Here is a 17,284-nt window from a genome sequence, read left to right on the forward strand (position 1 = left end):
CAATGTCGTGTCCAATTTGATTCTGGTAGGCCCGATGGGGGCTGGGAAAAGCACCATCGGGCGTCTTCTCGCCAAAGAGCTTCACCTCGTTTTCAAGGATTCGGATAAGGAGATCGAGCAGCGCTGCGGAGCCAACATCCCCTGGATATTCGATGTCGAGGGCGAGGCGGGCTTCCGTGAGCGCGAGCAGTCGATGCTTGCCGAGTTGTGCGCCGAAGGTGGCATGGTCGTCGCCACGGGCGGCGGCGCGGTGATGCGCGATGCCAATCGGCAAATTCTCAAGAATGGCGGCAAGGTCATCTACCTGCATGCCTCGGTCGAGCAGCAGATTTCCCGCACGGCGCGCGACAAGAACCGCCCGCTGCTGCAGAAGCCCAATCCGGATCAGATCCTGCGTGACCTCATGCAACTGCGTGATCCGCTGTATCGCGAAATCGCCGATGTGATCATCGAAACCGACGAGCGGCCACCGCGCCTGGTGGTTCTGGAAATCCTGGAGCGTTTGCGTGAGTTGGAGCGCCATTAACGGCGCTCCAATCTGCGGTATCCTAGTCCCCTTTCTTGCCTGGGGGTTTCATGCGCACACTCAACGTCGATCTGGCCGATCGCAGCTACCCGATCTACATCGGAGAGGGGCTGCTGGATGATCCGCGCTACTTCGAGCCGCACATTCGCGGCCGCCAGGTAGCCATCGTCACCAACGAAACCATCGCGCCGCTGTACCTGGATCGACTGCAGAAGACCCTGGCCGGCTACAAGGTCACCACGGTCGTGCTCCCCGATGGCGAAGCCTACAAGCAGTGGGAAACCCTGCAGCTGATCTTCGATGGCCTGCTGACTGCGCGCCACGACCGCAAGACCACGCTGATCGCCCTCGGTGGCGGCGTCATCGGCGATATGACCGGTTTCGCCGCGGCCTGCTACCAGCGCGGTGTCGATTTCATCCAGGTGCCGACCACCCTGCTGTCACAGGTCGACTCCTCGGTAGGCGGCAAGACTGGCATCAACCACCCGCTGGGCAAGAACATGGTCGGCGCGTTCTACCAGCCGCAGGCCGTGGTCATCGACACCACCACGTTGCGCACCCTCCCGCCGCGAGAGCTGTCCGCCGGGCTGGCGGAAGTCATCAAGTACGGTTTCATCTGCGACGAGCCGTTCCTGACCTGGCTGGAAGCGCACATGGATGACCTGCTGGCGCTGGCGCCGACTGCGCTCACCGAGGCCATCGAGCGCTCCTGCGCCGCCAAGGCCCGCGTGGTCGGCGCCGATGAGAAGGAAACCGGCGTCCGTGCCACCCTCAACCTGGGCCATACCTTCGGCCATGCCATTGAAACCCACATGGGGTATGGCGTCTGGCTGCATGGCGAGGCGGTCGGAGCGGGAACCGTGATGGCACTTGAGATGTCGCATCGGCTGGGATGGCTGACAAGTGTCGAGCGTGATCGTGGCATTCGTCTGCTGGCTGCGGCAAAGCTGCCGGTCGTTCCGCCGCAGGAAATGAACGCCGAGCATTTTCTCGAGCACATGGCCGTCGACAAGAAAGTGCTCGATGGGCGTTTGCGTCTGGTCTTGCTCCAAGGGCTGGGGGCCGCGGTCGTGACCGCCGAATTCCCCCGTGAGATTCTGGAAGAAACACTGCGCGCTGACTACCAGACACTGGTCGGTCAGGCAGGAGAGCAATGAGGTCCCATGTCCAGTTTGCACGCCGATGAGGCCTTTCTGGCCCACTACCAGTTCAGTCATGACCCGTTTGCACCCCGGGTTCCCGGCTTCAAGTTCTTCCCGGCGCAGCGCAAGCCTGTACTGGGGCAACTGCACCATCTGGCACGCTACAGCCACCTGCTGCTGGCCGTAACCGGCCCGGTCGGCAGCGGCAAGACGCTGCTGCGCCAGGCCTTGGTGGCCAGCACCAACAAGGACGCGGTTTCCAGCGTGGTCATCTCCGGCCGCTCGGTGACCGACGAAGCCACCCTGCTGCGTCAACTGGCGCAGGGCCTGGGCATCACCCAGACCAGTCTTGAGCCCATCCTGGCCAAGGTTGCCCAGCTGGCGATCACCGGGCAGGACGTCTATCTGCTGGTGGACGACGCCGAGCAACTGCGTGATGAAGCTCTGGAGGTCCTGCTGCTCCTGGCCGCCGGCAACACCGAGGCGCGCCTGCACGTCTTCCTGTTTGGCGAACAGGCCCTGCTGTCGCGCCTGGAAGTGCTGTCCGAAGGCGAAGAACGCTTCCACGCCATCGAACTGCAGCCTTACAGCGAAGAAGAGACCCGCGAATACCTCGCGCAGCGGCTGGAGGGTGCGGGGCAGGGCATTGAACTGATTTCCGCCGACCTGCTGGCCGATATCCATGAACAATCCGGCGGCTGGCCGGGAGCGATCAACCAGGCCGCCCGGGATGCGATGATCGAAGCGATGCTGGCTGACCGCGGCGGCGCCCGCAAGGCCGCCAGCAGCGGCTTCAAGCTGCCGAAGAAGCACCTGGCCATTCTCGGCGTGGTCGCCATCGGCGTCGTCGCTGCCTGGTTCATGCAGGGCAAGACCAGCAAGCCTGAAACGGCCGGCAACACCGCTGCGCAGACATCCTCCCAGCTGCCGCTGGGTGGCGCGGCGCCGCAGCCGGATGCCCAGCCGAAGCCCGATGCGCAGGGCGGTGGCCCGTCGGTCGAGTTCGCCGGCTCCAACCAGCCGCTGCCGTTGCCACTGGTGGGCGAGAGCCAGCCGGTGATCCGCGAACCCATGGCCCAGGCAGGCGGCCAGGAAGATGCCGACGAAGGCGGCATGCCGTCCGCGGCCATTCCGCCGACCGTGACCACTTCCGCGCCGCCGGTAACGCCGTTGGCCAATAATGGCCCGGCGCCCCTGAACCCGGTGCCGCCGGCGCCGGCCCAGGCGCAGCCAGCGACGCAACCGACGCCGAAGCCGGCACCTATCCAGGTTGCTACGCCGCGTCCCGAGCCGGTCAAGCCTGCCGCCACCGCTGCGGCCAAGCCTGCAGCCAAGCCGGCAGCGACCAAGCCTGCTACCACCGTCGCCACTGCCAAGCCGGCCACGGCCAGCAAGCCTGCCGCCACCGGTGGCGCGGGCAGCAGCTGGTACCAGTCCCAGGCCGGTTCGCGCTACTCCGTGCAGGTGCTGGGCACCGGCTCGGAAGCCAGTGCCAAGGCCTTCATCAGCCAGCAGGGCGGTGGTGACTACCGTTACTTCCGCAAGAACCTGCAGGGCAAGCCGTTCTACGTCGTGACCTACGGCAGCTTCGCCGACCGCACCGCCGCACAGGCCGCGATCAAGAAACTGCCGGCGAAGATCCAGGCCTCCAAGCCCTGGGCTCGACCCTTCTCCAGTATCCAGCAGGACATCGCCGGAGCGCGCTGAAAGGTCGCACTGTCGCAATAATAAAAAAGCCGGGCCCCATAACATGGGGCTCGGCTTTTTTATTGGGTTGTTTCTTTGGCTGCATTCTTATAAAAATGCGACATCGGGTGTCGGCAGTGCGTCAAAAAAAACAGTGACGCCAGTCGCGCCGTGTGTACAATGACCTCCCTTTGCCTATCGGAAACTTGCCGCTTGAGCGAGTAGACAGGCAAAGCGCTTGATAGAGGGTCTGCTGACGTTTCGTCATGGCCAGGCCGGCACCGCCGCCACGTTGGGTAAGACGTGGCAATTCGCGCGGAACGGTCATTCCAGGTGAACCAGGGGCTGGAGCGGCGCTGCACAATAGATGCGGCCCGTGCCTTTGGGGTGCGCGGGAAATAAGCCAGCAAAGGCGAAACAGGGCGATGGCGAAACGTCAGCAGACCCTGGAAATTAAAAAAGTTTTGCCGGTGAGAGTTCCCTATGAAAGCAGGTCTGTACCATCCTGAGACGTTCAAGGATAACTGCGGATTCGGTCTGATCGCCCATATGACGGGCGAGGCAAGCCACGAACTTCTGCAAACCGCCATCGAAGCACTGACCTGCATGACCCACCGAGGTGGGATCAACGCGGACGGGAAAACCGGGGACGGCTGTGGGCTGCTGATCCAGAAGCCCGACCAGTTCCTGCGCGCCGTGGCCCAGGAATCCTTCGGCGTCGAGCTGCCCGCCCAATATGCGGTGGGCATGGTCTTCTTCAACCAGGACCCGGTGAAGGCCGAAGCCGCCCGCGCGAACATGAATCGCGAGATCGAGCGCGCCGGCCTGAAGTTGGTCGGCTGGCGCAAGGTGCCGATCGACACCAGCGTCCTGGGTCGCCTGGCGCTGGAGCGCCTGCCGCAGATCGAGCAGGTGTTCATCGGCGGTGAAGGCCTGTCCGATCAGGAATTCGCGGTCAAGCTGTTCAGCTCCCGTCGCCGCTCCTCCGTGGCCAACGCCGAGGACACCGACCACTATGTCTGCAGCTTCTCGCACAAGACCATCATCTATAAGGGCCTGATGATGCCGGCGGACCTCGCCGCCTTCTATCCGGACCTCTCCGACGAGCGCCTGAAGACCGCCATCTGCGTGTTCCACCAGCGCTTCTCGACCAACACCCTGCCGAAATGGCCGCTGGCCCAGCCGTTCCGCCTGCTGGCGCACAACGGTGAGATCAACACCATCACCGGCAACCGCAACTGGGCCCAGGCCCGCCGCGCCAAGTTCGCCAACGAATGGATGCCGGATCTCGAAGAGCTGGGCCCGCTGGTCAACCGCGTGGGCTCGGACTCCTCCAGCATGGACAACATGCTCGAGCTGATGGTCACCGGCGGCATGGACATGTTCCGTGGCCTGCGCATGATCATTCCGCCGGCCTGGCAGAACGTCGAGACCATGGACGCCGACCTGCGAGCGTTCTACGAATTCAACTCGCTGCACATGGAGCCGTGGGACGGCCCCGCCGGCGTCGTGCTGACCGACGGCCGCTACGCCGTCTGCCTGCTCGACCGCAACGGCCTGCGCCCCTCGCGCTGGGTCACCACCAAGAACGGCTACATCACCCTCGCTTCGGAAATCGGCGTGTGGGATTACAAGCCCGAGGACGTGATCGCCAAGGGCCGCGTCGGCCCGGGCCAGATCCTCGCGGTGGACACCGAGACCGGCCAGCTGCTGCAGACCGAGGACATCGACAACCGCCTCAAGTCGCGCCACCCGTACAAGCAGTGGCTGCGCCAGAGCGCGCTGCGCATCCAGGCGACCCTGGACGACGACCAGGGCGTGGCCAGCTACGACGGTGACCAGCTCAAGCAGTACATGAAGATGTTCCAGGTCACCTTCGAGGAGCGTGACCAGGTGCTGCGTCCGCTCGCCGAGCAGGGCCAGGAAGCGGTCGGCTCGATGGGCGACGACACTCCGATGGCGGTGCTGTCCAAGCGCATCCGCTCGCCCTACGACTACTTCCGCCAGGTCTTCGCGCAGGTCACCAACCCGCCGATCGACCCGCTGCGCGAAGCGATCGTGATGTCCCTGGAAACTTGCCTGGGCATCGAGCAGAACATCTTCGAAGAGTCCCCGCACCACGCCAACCAGGCGATCCTGACCACCCCGGTGATCTCCCCGGCGAAGTGGCGGACCCTGATGAACTTGGAGCGTCCGGGCTTCGACCGTCACCACATCGACCTGAACTACGACGAGTCCGTCGGCCTCGAAACGGCTGTGCGCAACATCGCCGACCAGGCCGAGGAAGCCGTGCGCGCCGGCAAGGTACTGCTGGTGCTGTCCGACCGCCACATCGCCCCCGGCAAGCTGCCGGTGCATGCGGCCCTGGCCGTAGGCGCCGTGCACCATCGCCTGGTGCAGACCGGCCTGCGTTGCGACTCCAACATCCTGGTGGAAACCGCGACCGCCCGTGACCCGCACCACTTCGCGGTGCTGGTGGGCTTCGGCGCGTCCGCGGTCTACCCGTTCCTCGCCTACGAGGTGCTGGCCGACCTGATCCGCACCGGCGAAGTGCTGGGCGATCTCTACGAGGTCTTCAAGTACTACCGCAAGGGCATCTCCAAGGGGATGCTGAAGATCCTCTCGAAGATGGGCATCTCCACCATCGCCTCCTACCGTGGCGCCCAGCTGTTCGAAGCCATCGGCCTGTCCGACGAGGTCACCGGCCTGTGCTTCCCGGGTACCCCGAGCCGCATCCAGGGCGCGCGCTTCATCGACATCGAGAACGAGCAGAAGCTGCTGGCCTTCGAGGCCTGGAACAACCGCAAGCCGATCCAGCAGGGCGGCCTGCTGAAGTTCGTCTACGGCGGGGAATACCACGCCTACAACCCGGACGTGGTGAACACCCTGCAGGCCGCCGTGCAGCAGGGCGACTATGCCAAGTTCAAGGAATACACCGCACTGGTCGACCAGCGCCCGGTCTCCATGCTGCGCGACCTGCTCAAGGTGAAGACCAGCGAGCAGCCGCTGAGCCTGGACGAGATCGAGCCGCTGGAGTCCATCTTCAAGCGCTTCGACGCCGCCGGCATCTCCCTCGGCGCGCTGTCGCCGGAGGCCCACGAGGCCCTGGCCGAAGCCATGAACCGCCTGGGCGGCCGTTCCAACTCCGGTGAAGGTGGCGAAGACCCGGCGCGCTACGGCACGCTGAAGAGCTCGAAGATCAAGCAGGTGGCCACCGGCCGCTTCGGTGTGACCCCGGAATACCTGGTCAACGCCGAAGTCCTGCAGATCAAGGTGGCCCAGGGCGCCAAGCCCGGCGAGGGCGGCCAGCTGCCCGGCGGCAAGGTCAACGGCCTGATCGCCCGCCTGCGCTATGCCGTGCCCGGCGTGACCCTGATCTCGCCGCCGCCGCACCACGACATCTACTCCATCGAAGACCTTGCCCAACTGATCTTCGACCTCAAGCAGGTCAACCCGCAGGCGCTGGTGTCGGTGAAGCTGGTGTCCGAGCCGGGTGTCGGCACCATCGCCGCCGGCGTGGCCAAGGCCTATGCCGACCTGATCACCATTTCCGGCTACGACGGCGGTACCGGCGCCTCGCCGATCACCTCCATCAAGTACGCCGGTTCCCCGTGGGAGCTGGGCCTCGCCGAGGCGCACCAGACCCTGCGCGGCAACGACCTGCGCGGCAAGGTCCGGGTGCAGACCGACGGCGGCCTGAAGACCGGCCTGGATGTGATCAAGGCGGCCATCCTCGGCGCCGAGAGCTTCGGCTTCGGCACCGCGCCGATGATCGCCCTGGGCTGCAAATACCTGCGCATCTGCCACCTGAACAACTGCGCCACCGGTGTCGCCACCCAGAACGACAAGCTGCGCAAGGACCACTTCATCGGCACCGTGGACATGGTGGTGAACTTCTTCACCTTCATCGCCAGCGAAACCCGTGAGTGGCTGGCCAAGCTCGGCGTGCGCAGTCTGGAAGAACTCATCGGTCGCACCGACCTGCTGGAAATCCTCCCGGGCGAGACGCCCAAGCAGGGCAACCTCGACCTCACGCCGCTGCTGGGCAGCGACCTGATCCCGGCCGAGAAGCCGCAGTTCTGCGAAGTCGACAAGAACCCGCCGTTCGACCAGGGCCTGCTGGCCGAGAAGATGGTCGAGCTGGCCCGCTCCGCCATCCAGGGCGCCAAGGGCGGCGAGTACGAACTGGACATCTGCAACTGCGACCGTTCCATCGGCGCGCGGATTTCCGGCGAGATCGCCAAGGTCCACGGCAACCAGGGCATGGCCAAGGCGCCGATCACCTTCCGCTTCAAGGGCACCGCGGGCCAGAGCTTCGGCGTGTGGAACGCCGGCGGCCTGCACCTGTACCTGGAAGGCGACGCCAACGACTACGTGGGCAAGGGCATGACCGGCGGCAAGCTGGTCGTCACTCCGCCCAAGGGCAGCCCGTTCAAGTCGCAGGAATCGGCCATCGTCGGCAACACCTGCCTGTACGGCGCCACCGGCGGCAAGCTGTTCGCCGCCGGCACCGCGGGCGAGCGTTTCGGCGTGCGCAACTCCGGCGCCCATGCCGTGGTGGAAGGCACCGGTGACCACTGCTGCGAGTACATGACCGGCGGCTTCATCTGCGTACTGGGCAAGACCGGCTACAACTTCGGCTCCGGCATGACCGGTGGCTTCGCTTATGTCCTCGACATGGACAACACCTTCGTCGACCGCGTGAACCATGAGCTGGTGGAAATCCAGCGCATCAGCGGCGAAGCGATGGAGGCCTACCGCAGCCACCTGCGCAAGGTCCTGGTCGAGTACGTGGCGGAAACCGCGAGTGAATGGGGCGCACATCTGCTGGAGAACCTCGACGATTACCTGCGTCGGTTCTGGCTGGTGAAGCCGAAGGCCGCAAGCCTCGGTTCCCTGCTGACCAGCACCCGTGCCAACCCGCAATAAGCGCTCGAAGTCTGAAGAGGTCTTGAAATGTCTGAACGTCTGAATAACGACTTCCAGTTCATCGAAGTCGGGCGCAAGGATCCGAAGAAGAAACTGCTGCGCCAACGCAAGCGCGAGTTCGTGGAAATCTACGACTTGTTCAAGCCGGCGCAGGCCGCTGACCAGGCGCACCGCTGCCTGGGCTGCGGCAACCCGTACTGCGAGTGGAAGTGCCCGGTACACAACTTCATCCCCAACTGGTTGAAGCTGGTCTCCGAAGGCAACATCCTCGCCGCCGCCGAGCTGTCCCACCAGACCAACACCTTGCCGGAAGTCTGCGGCCGGGTGTGCCCGCAGGACCGCCTGTGCGAAGGCGCCTGCACCCTGAACGACGGTTTTGGCGCGGTCACCATCGGCTCGGTGGAGAAGTACATCACCGATACCGCCTTCGCCATGGGCTGGCGCCCGGACATGTCCAAGGTCAAGCCCACCGGCAAGCGCGTCGCGGTGATCGGTGCGGGCCCGGCGGGCCTGGGCTGCGCCGACGTGCTGGTGCGCAACGGCGTGACCCCGGTGGTGTTCGACAAGAACCCGGAAATCGGCGGCCTGCTGACCTTCGGCATCCCCGAGTTCAAGCTGGAGAAGCAGGTGCTCTCGCGCCGTCGCGAAGTCTTCACCGGCATGGGCATCGAGTTCCGCCTGAACACCGAGATCGGCAAGGACGTCACTATGGAGCAACTGCTCGATGAGTACGATGCCGTGTTCATGGGTATGGGCACCTACACCTACATGAAAGGCGGCTTCCCCGGCGAAGATCTGCCCGGCGTGCACGATGCGCTGGACTTCCTGATCGCCAACGTGAACCGCAACCTGGGCTTCGAGAAGTCGCCGGAAGACTTCGTCGACATGAAGGGCAAGCGCGTCGTGGTGCTGGGCGGTGGCGACACCGCGATGGACTGCAACCGCACCTCCATCCGCCAGGGTGCCAAGAGCGTGACCTGCGCCTATCGCCGTGACGAAGAGAACATGCCCGGCTCGCGCAAAGAGGTGAAGAACGCCAAGGAAGAAGGCGTGAAGTTCCTCTTCAACCGCCAGCCCATCGCCATCGTCGGCGAGGATAAGGTGGAAGGCGTGAAGGTGGTCGAGACCCGTCTCGGCGAGCCGGACGCCCGTGGCCGTCGCAGCCCCGAGCCGATCCCGGGCTCCGAGGAGATCATCCCGGCGGAAGCCGTGCTGATCGCCTTCGGCTTCCGCCCGAGCCCGGCCCCATGGTTCGACCAGCACCAGGTGGAAATCGACAGCCAGGGCCGCGTCATCGCCCCGGCCGCCGCGCAGTTCAAGCACCAGACCAGCAACCCGAAGATCTTCGCCGGCGGCGATATGGTCCGCGGTTCCGACCTGGTGGTGACGGCGATCTTCGAAGGCCGCACGGCTGCCGAAGGCATCCTGGATTACCTGGGCGTCTAAGCCGGACCTGTAGGGGCGAGGGGGACGCCATCGTTATTGCTCGCGAACTCTGGCCCCGCAGCGGGGTTTGTTCGCGAGCAAGCTCGCTCCTACGAAAAGCACATTCCAGTGCGGCAGAATGCCGCGATGGACAAAAGGCACGGCACCCGCCGTGCCTTTTCGTTTGGGCTTTGCGAAAATGCCCGCACTTTTTTTCCGGATGCCGTTATGACTGCCCTGAAGAACGATCGCTTCCTCCGCGCCCTGCTCAAGCAGCCCGTCGATGTCACCCCTGTCTGGATGATGCGCCAGGCTGGCCGCTACCTGCCGGAATACCGCGCCACCCGCGCCAAGGCCGGTGACTTCATGAGCCTGTGCATGAACCCGCAGATGGCTTGCGAAGTGACCCTGCAGCCGCTGGACCGCTACCCGCAGCTGGACGCGGCGATCCTCTTCTCCGACATCCTCACTATCCCCGACGCCATGGGCCAGGGCCTGTTCTTCGAGACCGGCGAAGGCCCGCGTTTCAAGAAGGTCGTGAGCACCCAGGCCGACATCGACGCCCTGCCGATCCCCGATCCGGAGAAGGACCTGGGCTACGTGATGGACGCCGTGCGCACCATCCGCCGCGAGCTGAACGGCCGCGTGCCGCTGATCGGCTTCTCCGGCAGCCCCTGGACCCTGGCCACCTACATGGTGGAAGGCGGCTCCAGCCGTGACTTCCGCAAGACCAAGGCGATGCTCTACGACAACCCGCAGGCCCTGCATGCGCTGCTGGACAAGCTGGCGCAGTCGGTCACCAGCTACCTGAACGGCCAGATCCTCGCGGGCGCCCAGGCGGTGCAGATCTTCGATTCCTGGGGCGGCGCTCTCTCGGCGGCGGCCTACCAGGAGTTCTCCCTGGCCTACATGCAGAAGATCGTCGACGGCCTGATCCGTGAACACGACGGGCGTCGCGTACCGGTGATCCTCTTCACCAAGGGCGGTGGCCTGTGGCTGGAATCCATGGCCAACACCGGCGCCGAAGCGCTGGGCCTGGACTGGACCTGCGACATCGGCAGCGCCCGCGCCCGCGTCGGCGACAAGGTCGCCCTGCAGGGCAACATGGACCCGGCGGTGCTCTACGCCAAGCCGGATGCCATCCGCGCTGAAGTCGCGCGTATCCTCAGCGCCTTCGGTAACGGCAATGGCCACGTGTTCAACCTCGGCCACGGCATCACCCCGGAAGTCGACCCGGCCCACGCCGGCGCCTTCTTCGAGGCGGTGCACGAGCTGTCGGCGCAGTATCACTGAGCCTGAGGCTCCACCGAAAAGCCCCGCAGTCGCGGGGCTTTTTGTTTTGAATGAATGTGTACGGCGACGCTCTTCGTAGGAGCGAGCTTGCTCGCGAACCGCCGGGCGCCAATGTTCGCCTGTAGGAGCGGGCCATGCCCGCGATCGCGCGCATGGCGCGCTCCTACAGATGGGCGCTGCAGATTGGCGTTTCTCGGTAACGGCGGATTCCGCCGCGAGAGATTTCGCGGACAAAGTCCGCTCCTACGAAAGCCGATCCGCGCGTAGGAGCGGACTCCGTCCGCGATCGGCCTGAACGGCACACTACGACATGACGCAATGAAAAAAGCCCCGCTCGGAAGCGGGGCTTTTTCGTTCCCTCATGGGGCCTCAAGCCCCATCAGAGTGCATCACGCGGTATCGCCCACCAGGCCAGCGGCCTTTTGGGCCTTGCGGCGGTTCGACACCAGCAGGCCCGAGCAGACCACCACTATGGTCAGCAGGGTGGTGGCGACCACTTCCATGCGGTGATCCGGGCGGATCAGCATGATCGCCAGGGCGCCGACGATGAACAGGATCACCGCCCAGGTCAGCCATGGGAACAGCCACATCTTCAGCTTCAACTGGTGGCCCTGGGCGAGCAGCTTCTTGCGCATGCGCAGCTGCGACAGGGCGATCACCAGGTACACCAGCAGGGCGATGGCGCCGGAGCTGGCCAGCAGGAAGTTGAACACTTCGGCCGGAGCCAGGTAGTTGGCGAAGGTGCACAGGAAGGCCATGGCGGTGGACAGCAGCACGGCATAGACCGGGGTGCGGCTGACGCTGGTCACCTGGGCGATCTTCGGCGCGTCGCCGCGCTTGCTCAGGGAGTACATCATGCGCGAGGCGGTGTAGAGCGCCGAGTTCAGGCAGCTGGTCACCGAGACGAGGACGATGATGTCGACGATCAGCTTGGCGTACGGGATGTGCAGGTGTTCCAGCACGGTCTGGTAGGAGCCCATGCTGACCAGGCGCGGGTCATTCCACGGCACCAGGCAGACCACGATCAGGATCGACAGCAGGTAGAACAGCGCGATACGCCAGATCACCGAATTGGTGGCACGGGTGATCTGCTGGGCCGGGTCCTTGGACTCGGTGGCGGCGATGGTGACGATTTCCGAACCCATGAAGGAGAACATGGTGGTCAGCAGCGCGGCGAGCACGGCGCCCCAGCCCTTGGGCATGAAGCCTTCGCTGGTCAGGTGGCCGATTCCGGAAACTTCGCTGTTGGGCGAGAAGCCGAAGATGGCCGCGCAGCCCAGCACCAGGAAGGCGATGATCGAGACGACCTTGATCAGCGCCAGCCAGAACTCGAACTCACCGTAGTTCTTCACGCTGAACAGGTTGGTGACGGTCAGCGCGGAGGTGATCACGAAGGCCAGGATCCAGATCGGTGCGCCGGGGAACCAGGCGTGGATGATCGCGGCGGCGGCGTTGGCCTCCAGCGGAATCACCAGGACCCAGAACCACCAGTACAGCCAGCCGATGGTGAAGCCGGCCCAGTGGCCGATGGCACGGTCGGCATAGGTGGAGAAGGAGCCGCTATCCGGCTGCGCGACGGCCATTTCGGCCAGCATGCGCATCACCAGGACCACCAGCAGGCCGGCGACCAGATAGGAAATCATGACAGCCGGGCCAGCCTCGGCAATGGCGTGGCCGGAACCTACGAACAGGCCCGCACCAATGGCGCCGGCAATTGAAAGCATCGTGACGTGACGATTTTTCAGGCCCTGGGAGAGGCCGGAAGAAGGAGTACTGCTCATGCTTTACCTACAACTACAGGAGGGAATTGCGTACTGCGGGAGCCGAGATCCGTTTCAGGAATCCAACAAGTCGTGCATTTTTATTGACGCAAGGATCGCGCCATATTTTGTTACGACTTTAGTCGTAGGGTGGGAGTAAGTGCTACAACGCCCCCATTAGGGGCGTCGCAGGAGAGTCGAAATTTATCTTTGCACGACAGTCTATGGTCGCTTTTGGATATGTAGTGACAAAAGTGTGTAGAAACTACCCGTGACCGGCGAGTGCAGGAAGGTCGCGCGGTAACACTGCCAGGCGTGCCAGGTGCAGCGACACGAGCAGTGCGATCACCAGCAGGCTGGCGATGAACAGGCCCACACCATTCCAGCCGTAGTGGTGCCAGAACACCCCGCCTGCGGTACCGGCGACGCTGGAGCCGACGTAGTAGCAGAACAGGTACAGCGACGACGCCTGGCCCTTGGCTTTCAGGGCGCGGCGCCCGATCCAGCTGCTGGCGACCGAGTGCGCGCCGAAGAAGCCGAAGGTGAACACCAGCATGCCGACCAGTACCAGGGCCAGCGGTTGCAGCAGGGTGATCAGCAGGCCGCCGAGCATCAGTGCGATCATCGCCCAGAGCACCTTGCGCCGGCCCAGGCGGTCGGCCAGGGAGCCGACCCAGGCGGAACTGTAGATACCCGACAGGTAGACCACCGAAAGCACACCGACCACCGCCTGGCTCAGGTGGTATGGGGCCGCCAGCAGGCGGTAGCCGATGTAGTTGAACAGGGTGACGAAGGCGCCCATCACCAGGAAGCCCACGAGGAACAGCCAGGGCAGGCCGGCGTCGCGGAAATGCCCGCGGAAGCCTTCGGCCAGCTGGCGCGGCTTCAGCGGCGCTGGGCGGAAGTTCTTCGACTCGGGGAGGATGCGCCAGAACAGCAGTGCCGCGGCCAGGGCGAGCACGCCCAGGGTGGCCAGCGCCACATGCCAGTTCACGTAGTCCACCAGCACGCCGCTGATCAGCCGGCCGCTCATGCCGCCGATGGCATTGCCGCCGATGTACAGCCCCATGGACAGCCCGATGTGCTGCGGATGGATTTCCTCGGAAAGGTAGGTCATCCCGACTGCCGCCAGGCCGCTCAGCGACAGGCCGAGCAGCGCGCGCATCAGCAGCACGCCGTGCCAGGTCGGCATCATCGCGCTGCCGAGGGTGAACAGCGCGGCGAGGACCAGCGAGGCGACCATGATCGATTTGCGCCCGATGGCGTCGGAGATCGGCCCGGTGACCAGCAGGCCGAAGGCCATGGTGATGGTGGAAATCGACAGCACCAGGCTGCTTTGCGCCGCTGTCAGATCGAAGGCCTTGGACAGCACCGGCATCATCGGCTGCACGCAATAGAGCAGGGCGAAGGTGGCGAAGCCGCCGGAGAACAGCGCAAGCGAGGTGCGCATGAAGGCCGGGGTGCCGTTTTCGATGTAGCTTTCGATCTCTTCGACGGCGCTGACCACGCTGGTATTCGCCTGGCGCGCGGCATTCAGCAATTCGGGTTCGACTGGCTCGGAAGCCCGTAACGCAGATTGACTCACAACTCACCTCGATTCGGCTCGCGCAGGACGGCAAAAGGCCCGTGCAGCGGGGATGGCAGAAGTTTTTGGAGTTGTTATTGGGCTTGTGCTGGCAAGGATAAGGAGCTGTATTTATTATTTCCAATATATTAATCGACATATTTAAGTCGTTTTGCGAATCAATGGTGGATACCGCCGTTTGCACCTGCGTGGTGTTGAACCGATCGCGGACGGAGTCCGCTCCTACCTGGTCGGGAATACCGGCGCTTTAACGGGGAAAACATGGAACTGCGACATCTGCGTTACTTCATCGCCGTGGCCGAAGAGCTGCATTTCGGCCGTGCCGCCGAGCAGCTGGGCATCTCGCAACCGCCGCTGAGCCAGCAGATCCAGGCACTGGAAGAGGAGATCGGCGCACGGCTGCTGGAGCGCACCAACCGACGGGTGGCGCTGACCGCGGCGGGGCAACTGTTCCTGACCGAAGCGCGTCTGGTGCTGCAGCAGGTCGATCGCGCGGTGCTGCTGGCGCGCCGGGCGCACCAGGGCGAGATCGGGGAACTGAAGATCGGTTTCACCGCCTCCGCGCCTTTCACCTCGACTCTTCCGCGCAGCATCCTGGCGTTCCGCCAGGCCTACCCGGACGTCCACCTGGAGCTGCAGGAACTGAGCAGCGGCCAGGCCGTGGAAGCCTTGCTGGAGGAGCGCGTGGAGGTCGGCCTGATCCGCCCGATTGCGCTGCCGGACAGCCTGGAGGCCGTTGAGCTGTTCAGCGAGCCCCTGGTGGCGGTGCTGCGGGCCGACCACCCGCTGGCCGAGTCCAACCCGGACGGCCTGGAGATCGCCGCGTTGGCGGACGAACCCTTCGTATTCTTTCCCCGCAGCTACGGCACCGGCCTCTACAACCAGTTGATCGCCCTGTCGCGGCAGGCCGGCTTCAGCCCGCGCATCGCCCAGGAAGCCGGCGAGGCCATGACCATCATCGGGTTGGTGGCCGCCGGGCTGGGCGTCAGCATGCTGCCGGCCTCATTCCGCCGCACGCGGGTGGACGGCGTGGTCTACCGCACGCTGCTCGATCCGGGTGCGACCAGTTCGGTCTGGCTGGTGCGTCGGCGTGACGAACATTCGCCGCTGGCGCAGTCCTTCATCGACCTGCTGACCCGCGAGGTAGCCACCTTGCGCGCGGTTGGCTGAACCGTTCGACGGAGGGCTCGCCGTTGTCATGGGCATTGCATAGAATCCGGAACACTCGAATGGATTACGGAGCAGGCTCATGCGGCGCGTGGTGTTCAATCAGAAAGGCGGAGTGGGCAAGTCGAGCATTGCCTGCAACCTGGCGGCGGTCAGCGCGGCGGAGGGCTACCGCACACTGCTGGTGGACCTGGATGCCCAGGCCAACTCGACGCACTACCTCACCGGCCTGACCGGCGAGGACCTGCCGGTGGGTATCGCCGACTTCTTCAAGCAGACGCTCTCGTCCGGACCCTTCAGCCGCAAGGGCAAGGTCGATATCTACGAGACCCCCTTCGACAACCTGCACATCGTCACCGCGAGCCCGGAGCTGGCCGACCTGCAGCCCAAGCTCGAGCAGAAGCACAAGATCAACAAGCTGCGCAAACTGCTGGACGAGCTGGCGGACGATTACGACCGCATCTACCTGGACACCCCGCCGGCGCTGAACTTCTACACCGTCTCGGCATTGATCGCCGCCGATCGCTGCCTGATTCCCTTCGACTGTGACAGTTTCTCCCGCCAGGCGCTGTATGGGCTGCTGCAGGAGATCGAGGAGCTGAAGGAAGACCACAACGAGGATCTGGAAGTCGAAGGCATCGTGGTCAACCAGTTCCAGCCGCGCGCCACCCTGCCGCAGCAGCTGCTGGATGAGTTGGTCGAGGAAGAGTTGCCGGTACTGCCGGTGTACCTGATGAGCTCGGTGAAGATGCGCGAGTCGCACCAGGCGTGCACTCCGCTGATCTTCCTCGAACCCCGGCACAAGCTGACCCAGCAGTTCGTCGAGCTGCACAACCTGCTGGAAGCCTGATTTCCTGACGCGCTCCGCCCCGGGGAGCTCGCTCAGTGTCGCCTCACTGCGAGATGAGAATGTCGCAGGGAGGGCGGCGCAGGAAGTAGCGGGTCGAACTGCCCAGCATGGCCTGTTCGATGGCGCCGCGGCTGCGGCTGCCGAGCACCAGCAGGTCCGGCGCCCATTCCCCCAGGGCGCTCTCCAGCACCTGCTGGAAGTTTCCCGGTTGTACCGCACAAATCAGTTTCGGCCCTTCGGCCGGCAGCTGTTCACGCTCGTCCTGCAGCGTCTGGCGCAGCAGCGCGCGTTGGGTCTCCAGATGCTCCTCAGCACGCTCGGCCTTGCCCGGCTGGTAGGCGTTGAGCGCCAGCAACTCGGCACTGCTTGGCAGCAGGCGGTAGCCGGCGCGCCAGGCCTGGCAGGAGCACAACGACAGGTCCAGCCCGGCCAGCGCCCGTGCATACGGAGCGGCGGACTCATCTACCGCCAGCAGGATCGGCGCGCGGCAATGACGGGCGATGCGTTCCAGGGTGGTGCCATCGAAGCGCTCGAGCAGTTGCTGGTGATGCGCGCCGATCAGCAGAAGGTCCGCCTTGAGCTCCTGCGCCGCCTGGGTGACGGTCGTCGCCGCGCGGCCCTGGCGGATCAGCAGCTGATAGTCGGCGATGGCGTTGGCCGCGGCGGCGTCGCGCAGCGCGACCTCGGCGGCCTCGCGGACGGTATCCATCATGCGGTCGGGAAAATATTCCTCGATCACATGCAGCAAGGTGACCTGCGCGCCGTGCTGGCGGGCCAGTTGGGCGGCGCGGCGCACCGCGATGTCCGCCTCGACGCTGAGGTCATGGGCGACGAGCAGGTTCCTGTACATGGTGGGCTCCCTCTGTGGCGCGTCCACTGTCGCGCCACGTAGGAAATTTCACCTTGATGCAGGGCAATGGC

At 64.7% G+C, this 17,284-nt stretch carries 11 protein-coding genes; 8 read left to right on the plus strand and 3 right to left on the minus strand.

From position 1 onward, the window contains the following. Positions 1 to 7: 7 nt before the first annotated feature. The 6 genes from aroK (at position 8) to hemE (ending at position 11,001) form a co-directional block, all read left to right on the plus strand. Positions 8 to 526: a shikimate kinase AroK gene (gene aroK, locus ACQ5BL_RS13705; protein ID WP_207882136.1), complete on the plus strand. Its 519-nt coding sequence runs from the start codon at positions 8 to 10 to the stop codon at positions 524 to 526. Between the two features lie 50 nt (positions 527 to 576). Further along, positions 577 to 1,683 (plus strand): 3-dehydroquinate synthase, encoded by a 1,107-nt coding sequence (gene aroB, locus ACQ5BL_RS13710; RefSeq protein WP_243804244.1) that lies wholly within the window; start codon positions 577 to 579, stop codon positions 1,681 to 1,683. 6 nt (positions 1,684 to 1,689) lie between these two features. Then, the gene (locus ACQ5BL_RS13715) at positions 1,690 to 3,375 is read left to right on the plus strand and encodes an AAA family ATPase (RefSeq protein ID WP_243804246.1); all 1,686 of its coding nucleotides are present in this window, start codon (positions 1,690 to 1,692) and stop codon (positions 3,373 to 3,375) included. 462 nt (positions 3,376 to 3,837) lie between these two features. After that, complete coding sequence (gene gltB, locus ACQ5BL_RS13720) at positions 3,838 to 8,283, plus strand: glutamate synthase large subunit (protein WP_243804248.1); 4,446 nt, start codon at positions 3,838 to 3,840, stop codon at positions 8,281 to 8,283. A gap of 27 nt (positions 8,284 to 8,310) precedes the next feature. Next, entirely contained in the window at positions 8,311 to 9,729 is a 1,419-nt protein-coding gene (locus tag ACQ5BL_RS13725; RefSeq protein WP_243804250.1) for an FAD-dependent oxidoreductase, read from the plus strand. A 207-nt stretch (positions 9,730 to 9,936) separates the two neighbouring features. Continuing rightward, on the plus strand, positions 9,937 to 11,001 hold the full coding sequence (gene hemE, locus ACQ5BL_RS13730) for a uroporphyrinogen decarboxylase (protein ID WP_243804252.1): 1,065 nt from the start codon (positions 9,937 to 9,939) through the stop codon (positions 10,999 to 11,001). Between the two features lie 389 nt (positions 11,002 to 11,390). Here hemE and gabP read toward each other — a convergent pair whose 3' ends face one another. Both gabP and ACQ5BL_RS13740 read right to left on the minus strand, forming a co-directional pair. After that, positions 11,391 to 12,782 (minus strand): GABA permease, encoded by a 1,392-nt coding sequence (gene gabP, locus ACQ5BL_RS13735; protein WP_243804254.1) that lies wholly within the window; start codon positions 12,780 to 12,782, stop codon positions 11,391 to 11,393. 244 nt (positions 12,783 to 13,026) lie between these two features. Then, positions 13,027 to 14,346 carry an MFS transporter gene (locus tag ACQ5BL_RS13740; RefSeq protein WP_243804256.1) on the minus strand — a complete coding sequence of 440 codons (1,320 nt, stop codon included), beginning with the start codon at positions 14,344 to 14,346 and terminating at the stop codon, positions 13,027 to 13,029. A 261-nt stretch (positions 14,347 to 14,607) separates the two neighbouring features. Between ACQ5BL_RS13740 and ACQ5BL_RS13745 the strand changes: the two genes are divergently transcribed. Together ACQ5BL_RS13745 and ACQ5BL_RS13750 are read left to right on the plus strand one after the other, a co-directional pair. Next, positions 14,608 to 15,516 (plus strand): LysR substrate-binding domain-containing protein, encoded by a 909-nt coding sequence (locus ACQ5BL_RS13745; protein WP_243804258.1) that lies wholly within the window; start codon positions 14,608 to 14,610, stop codon positions 15,514 to 15,516. A gap of 79 nt (positions 15,517 to 15,595) precedes the next feature. Then, on the plus strand, positions 15,596 to 16,363 hold the full coding sequence (locus ACQ5BL_RS13750) for a ParA family protein (protein WP_243804260.1): 768 nt from the start codon (positions 15,596 to 15,598) through the stop codon (positions 16,361 to 16,363). Between the two features lie 43 nt (positions 16,364 to 16,406). On the opposite strand, the gene ACQ5BL_RS13755 is transcribed toward ACQ5BL_RS13750, so the two are convergent. Continuing rightward, complete coding sequence (locus tag ACQ5BL_RS13755) at positions 16,407 to 17,213, minus strand: universal stress protein (RefSeq protein WP_243804263.1); 807 nt, start codon at positions 17,211 to 17,213, stop codon at positions 16,407 to 16,409. Positions 17,214 to 17,284 lie beyond the last annotated feature (71 nt).

This window comes from Pseudomonas sp. B1-22 (genome assembly GCF_050474425.1).
Classification (GTDB): Bacteria; Pseudomonadota; Gammaproteobacteria; order Pseudomonadales; family Pseudomonadaceae; genus Pseudomonas.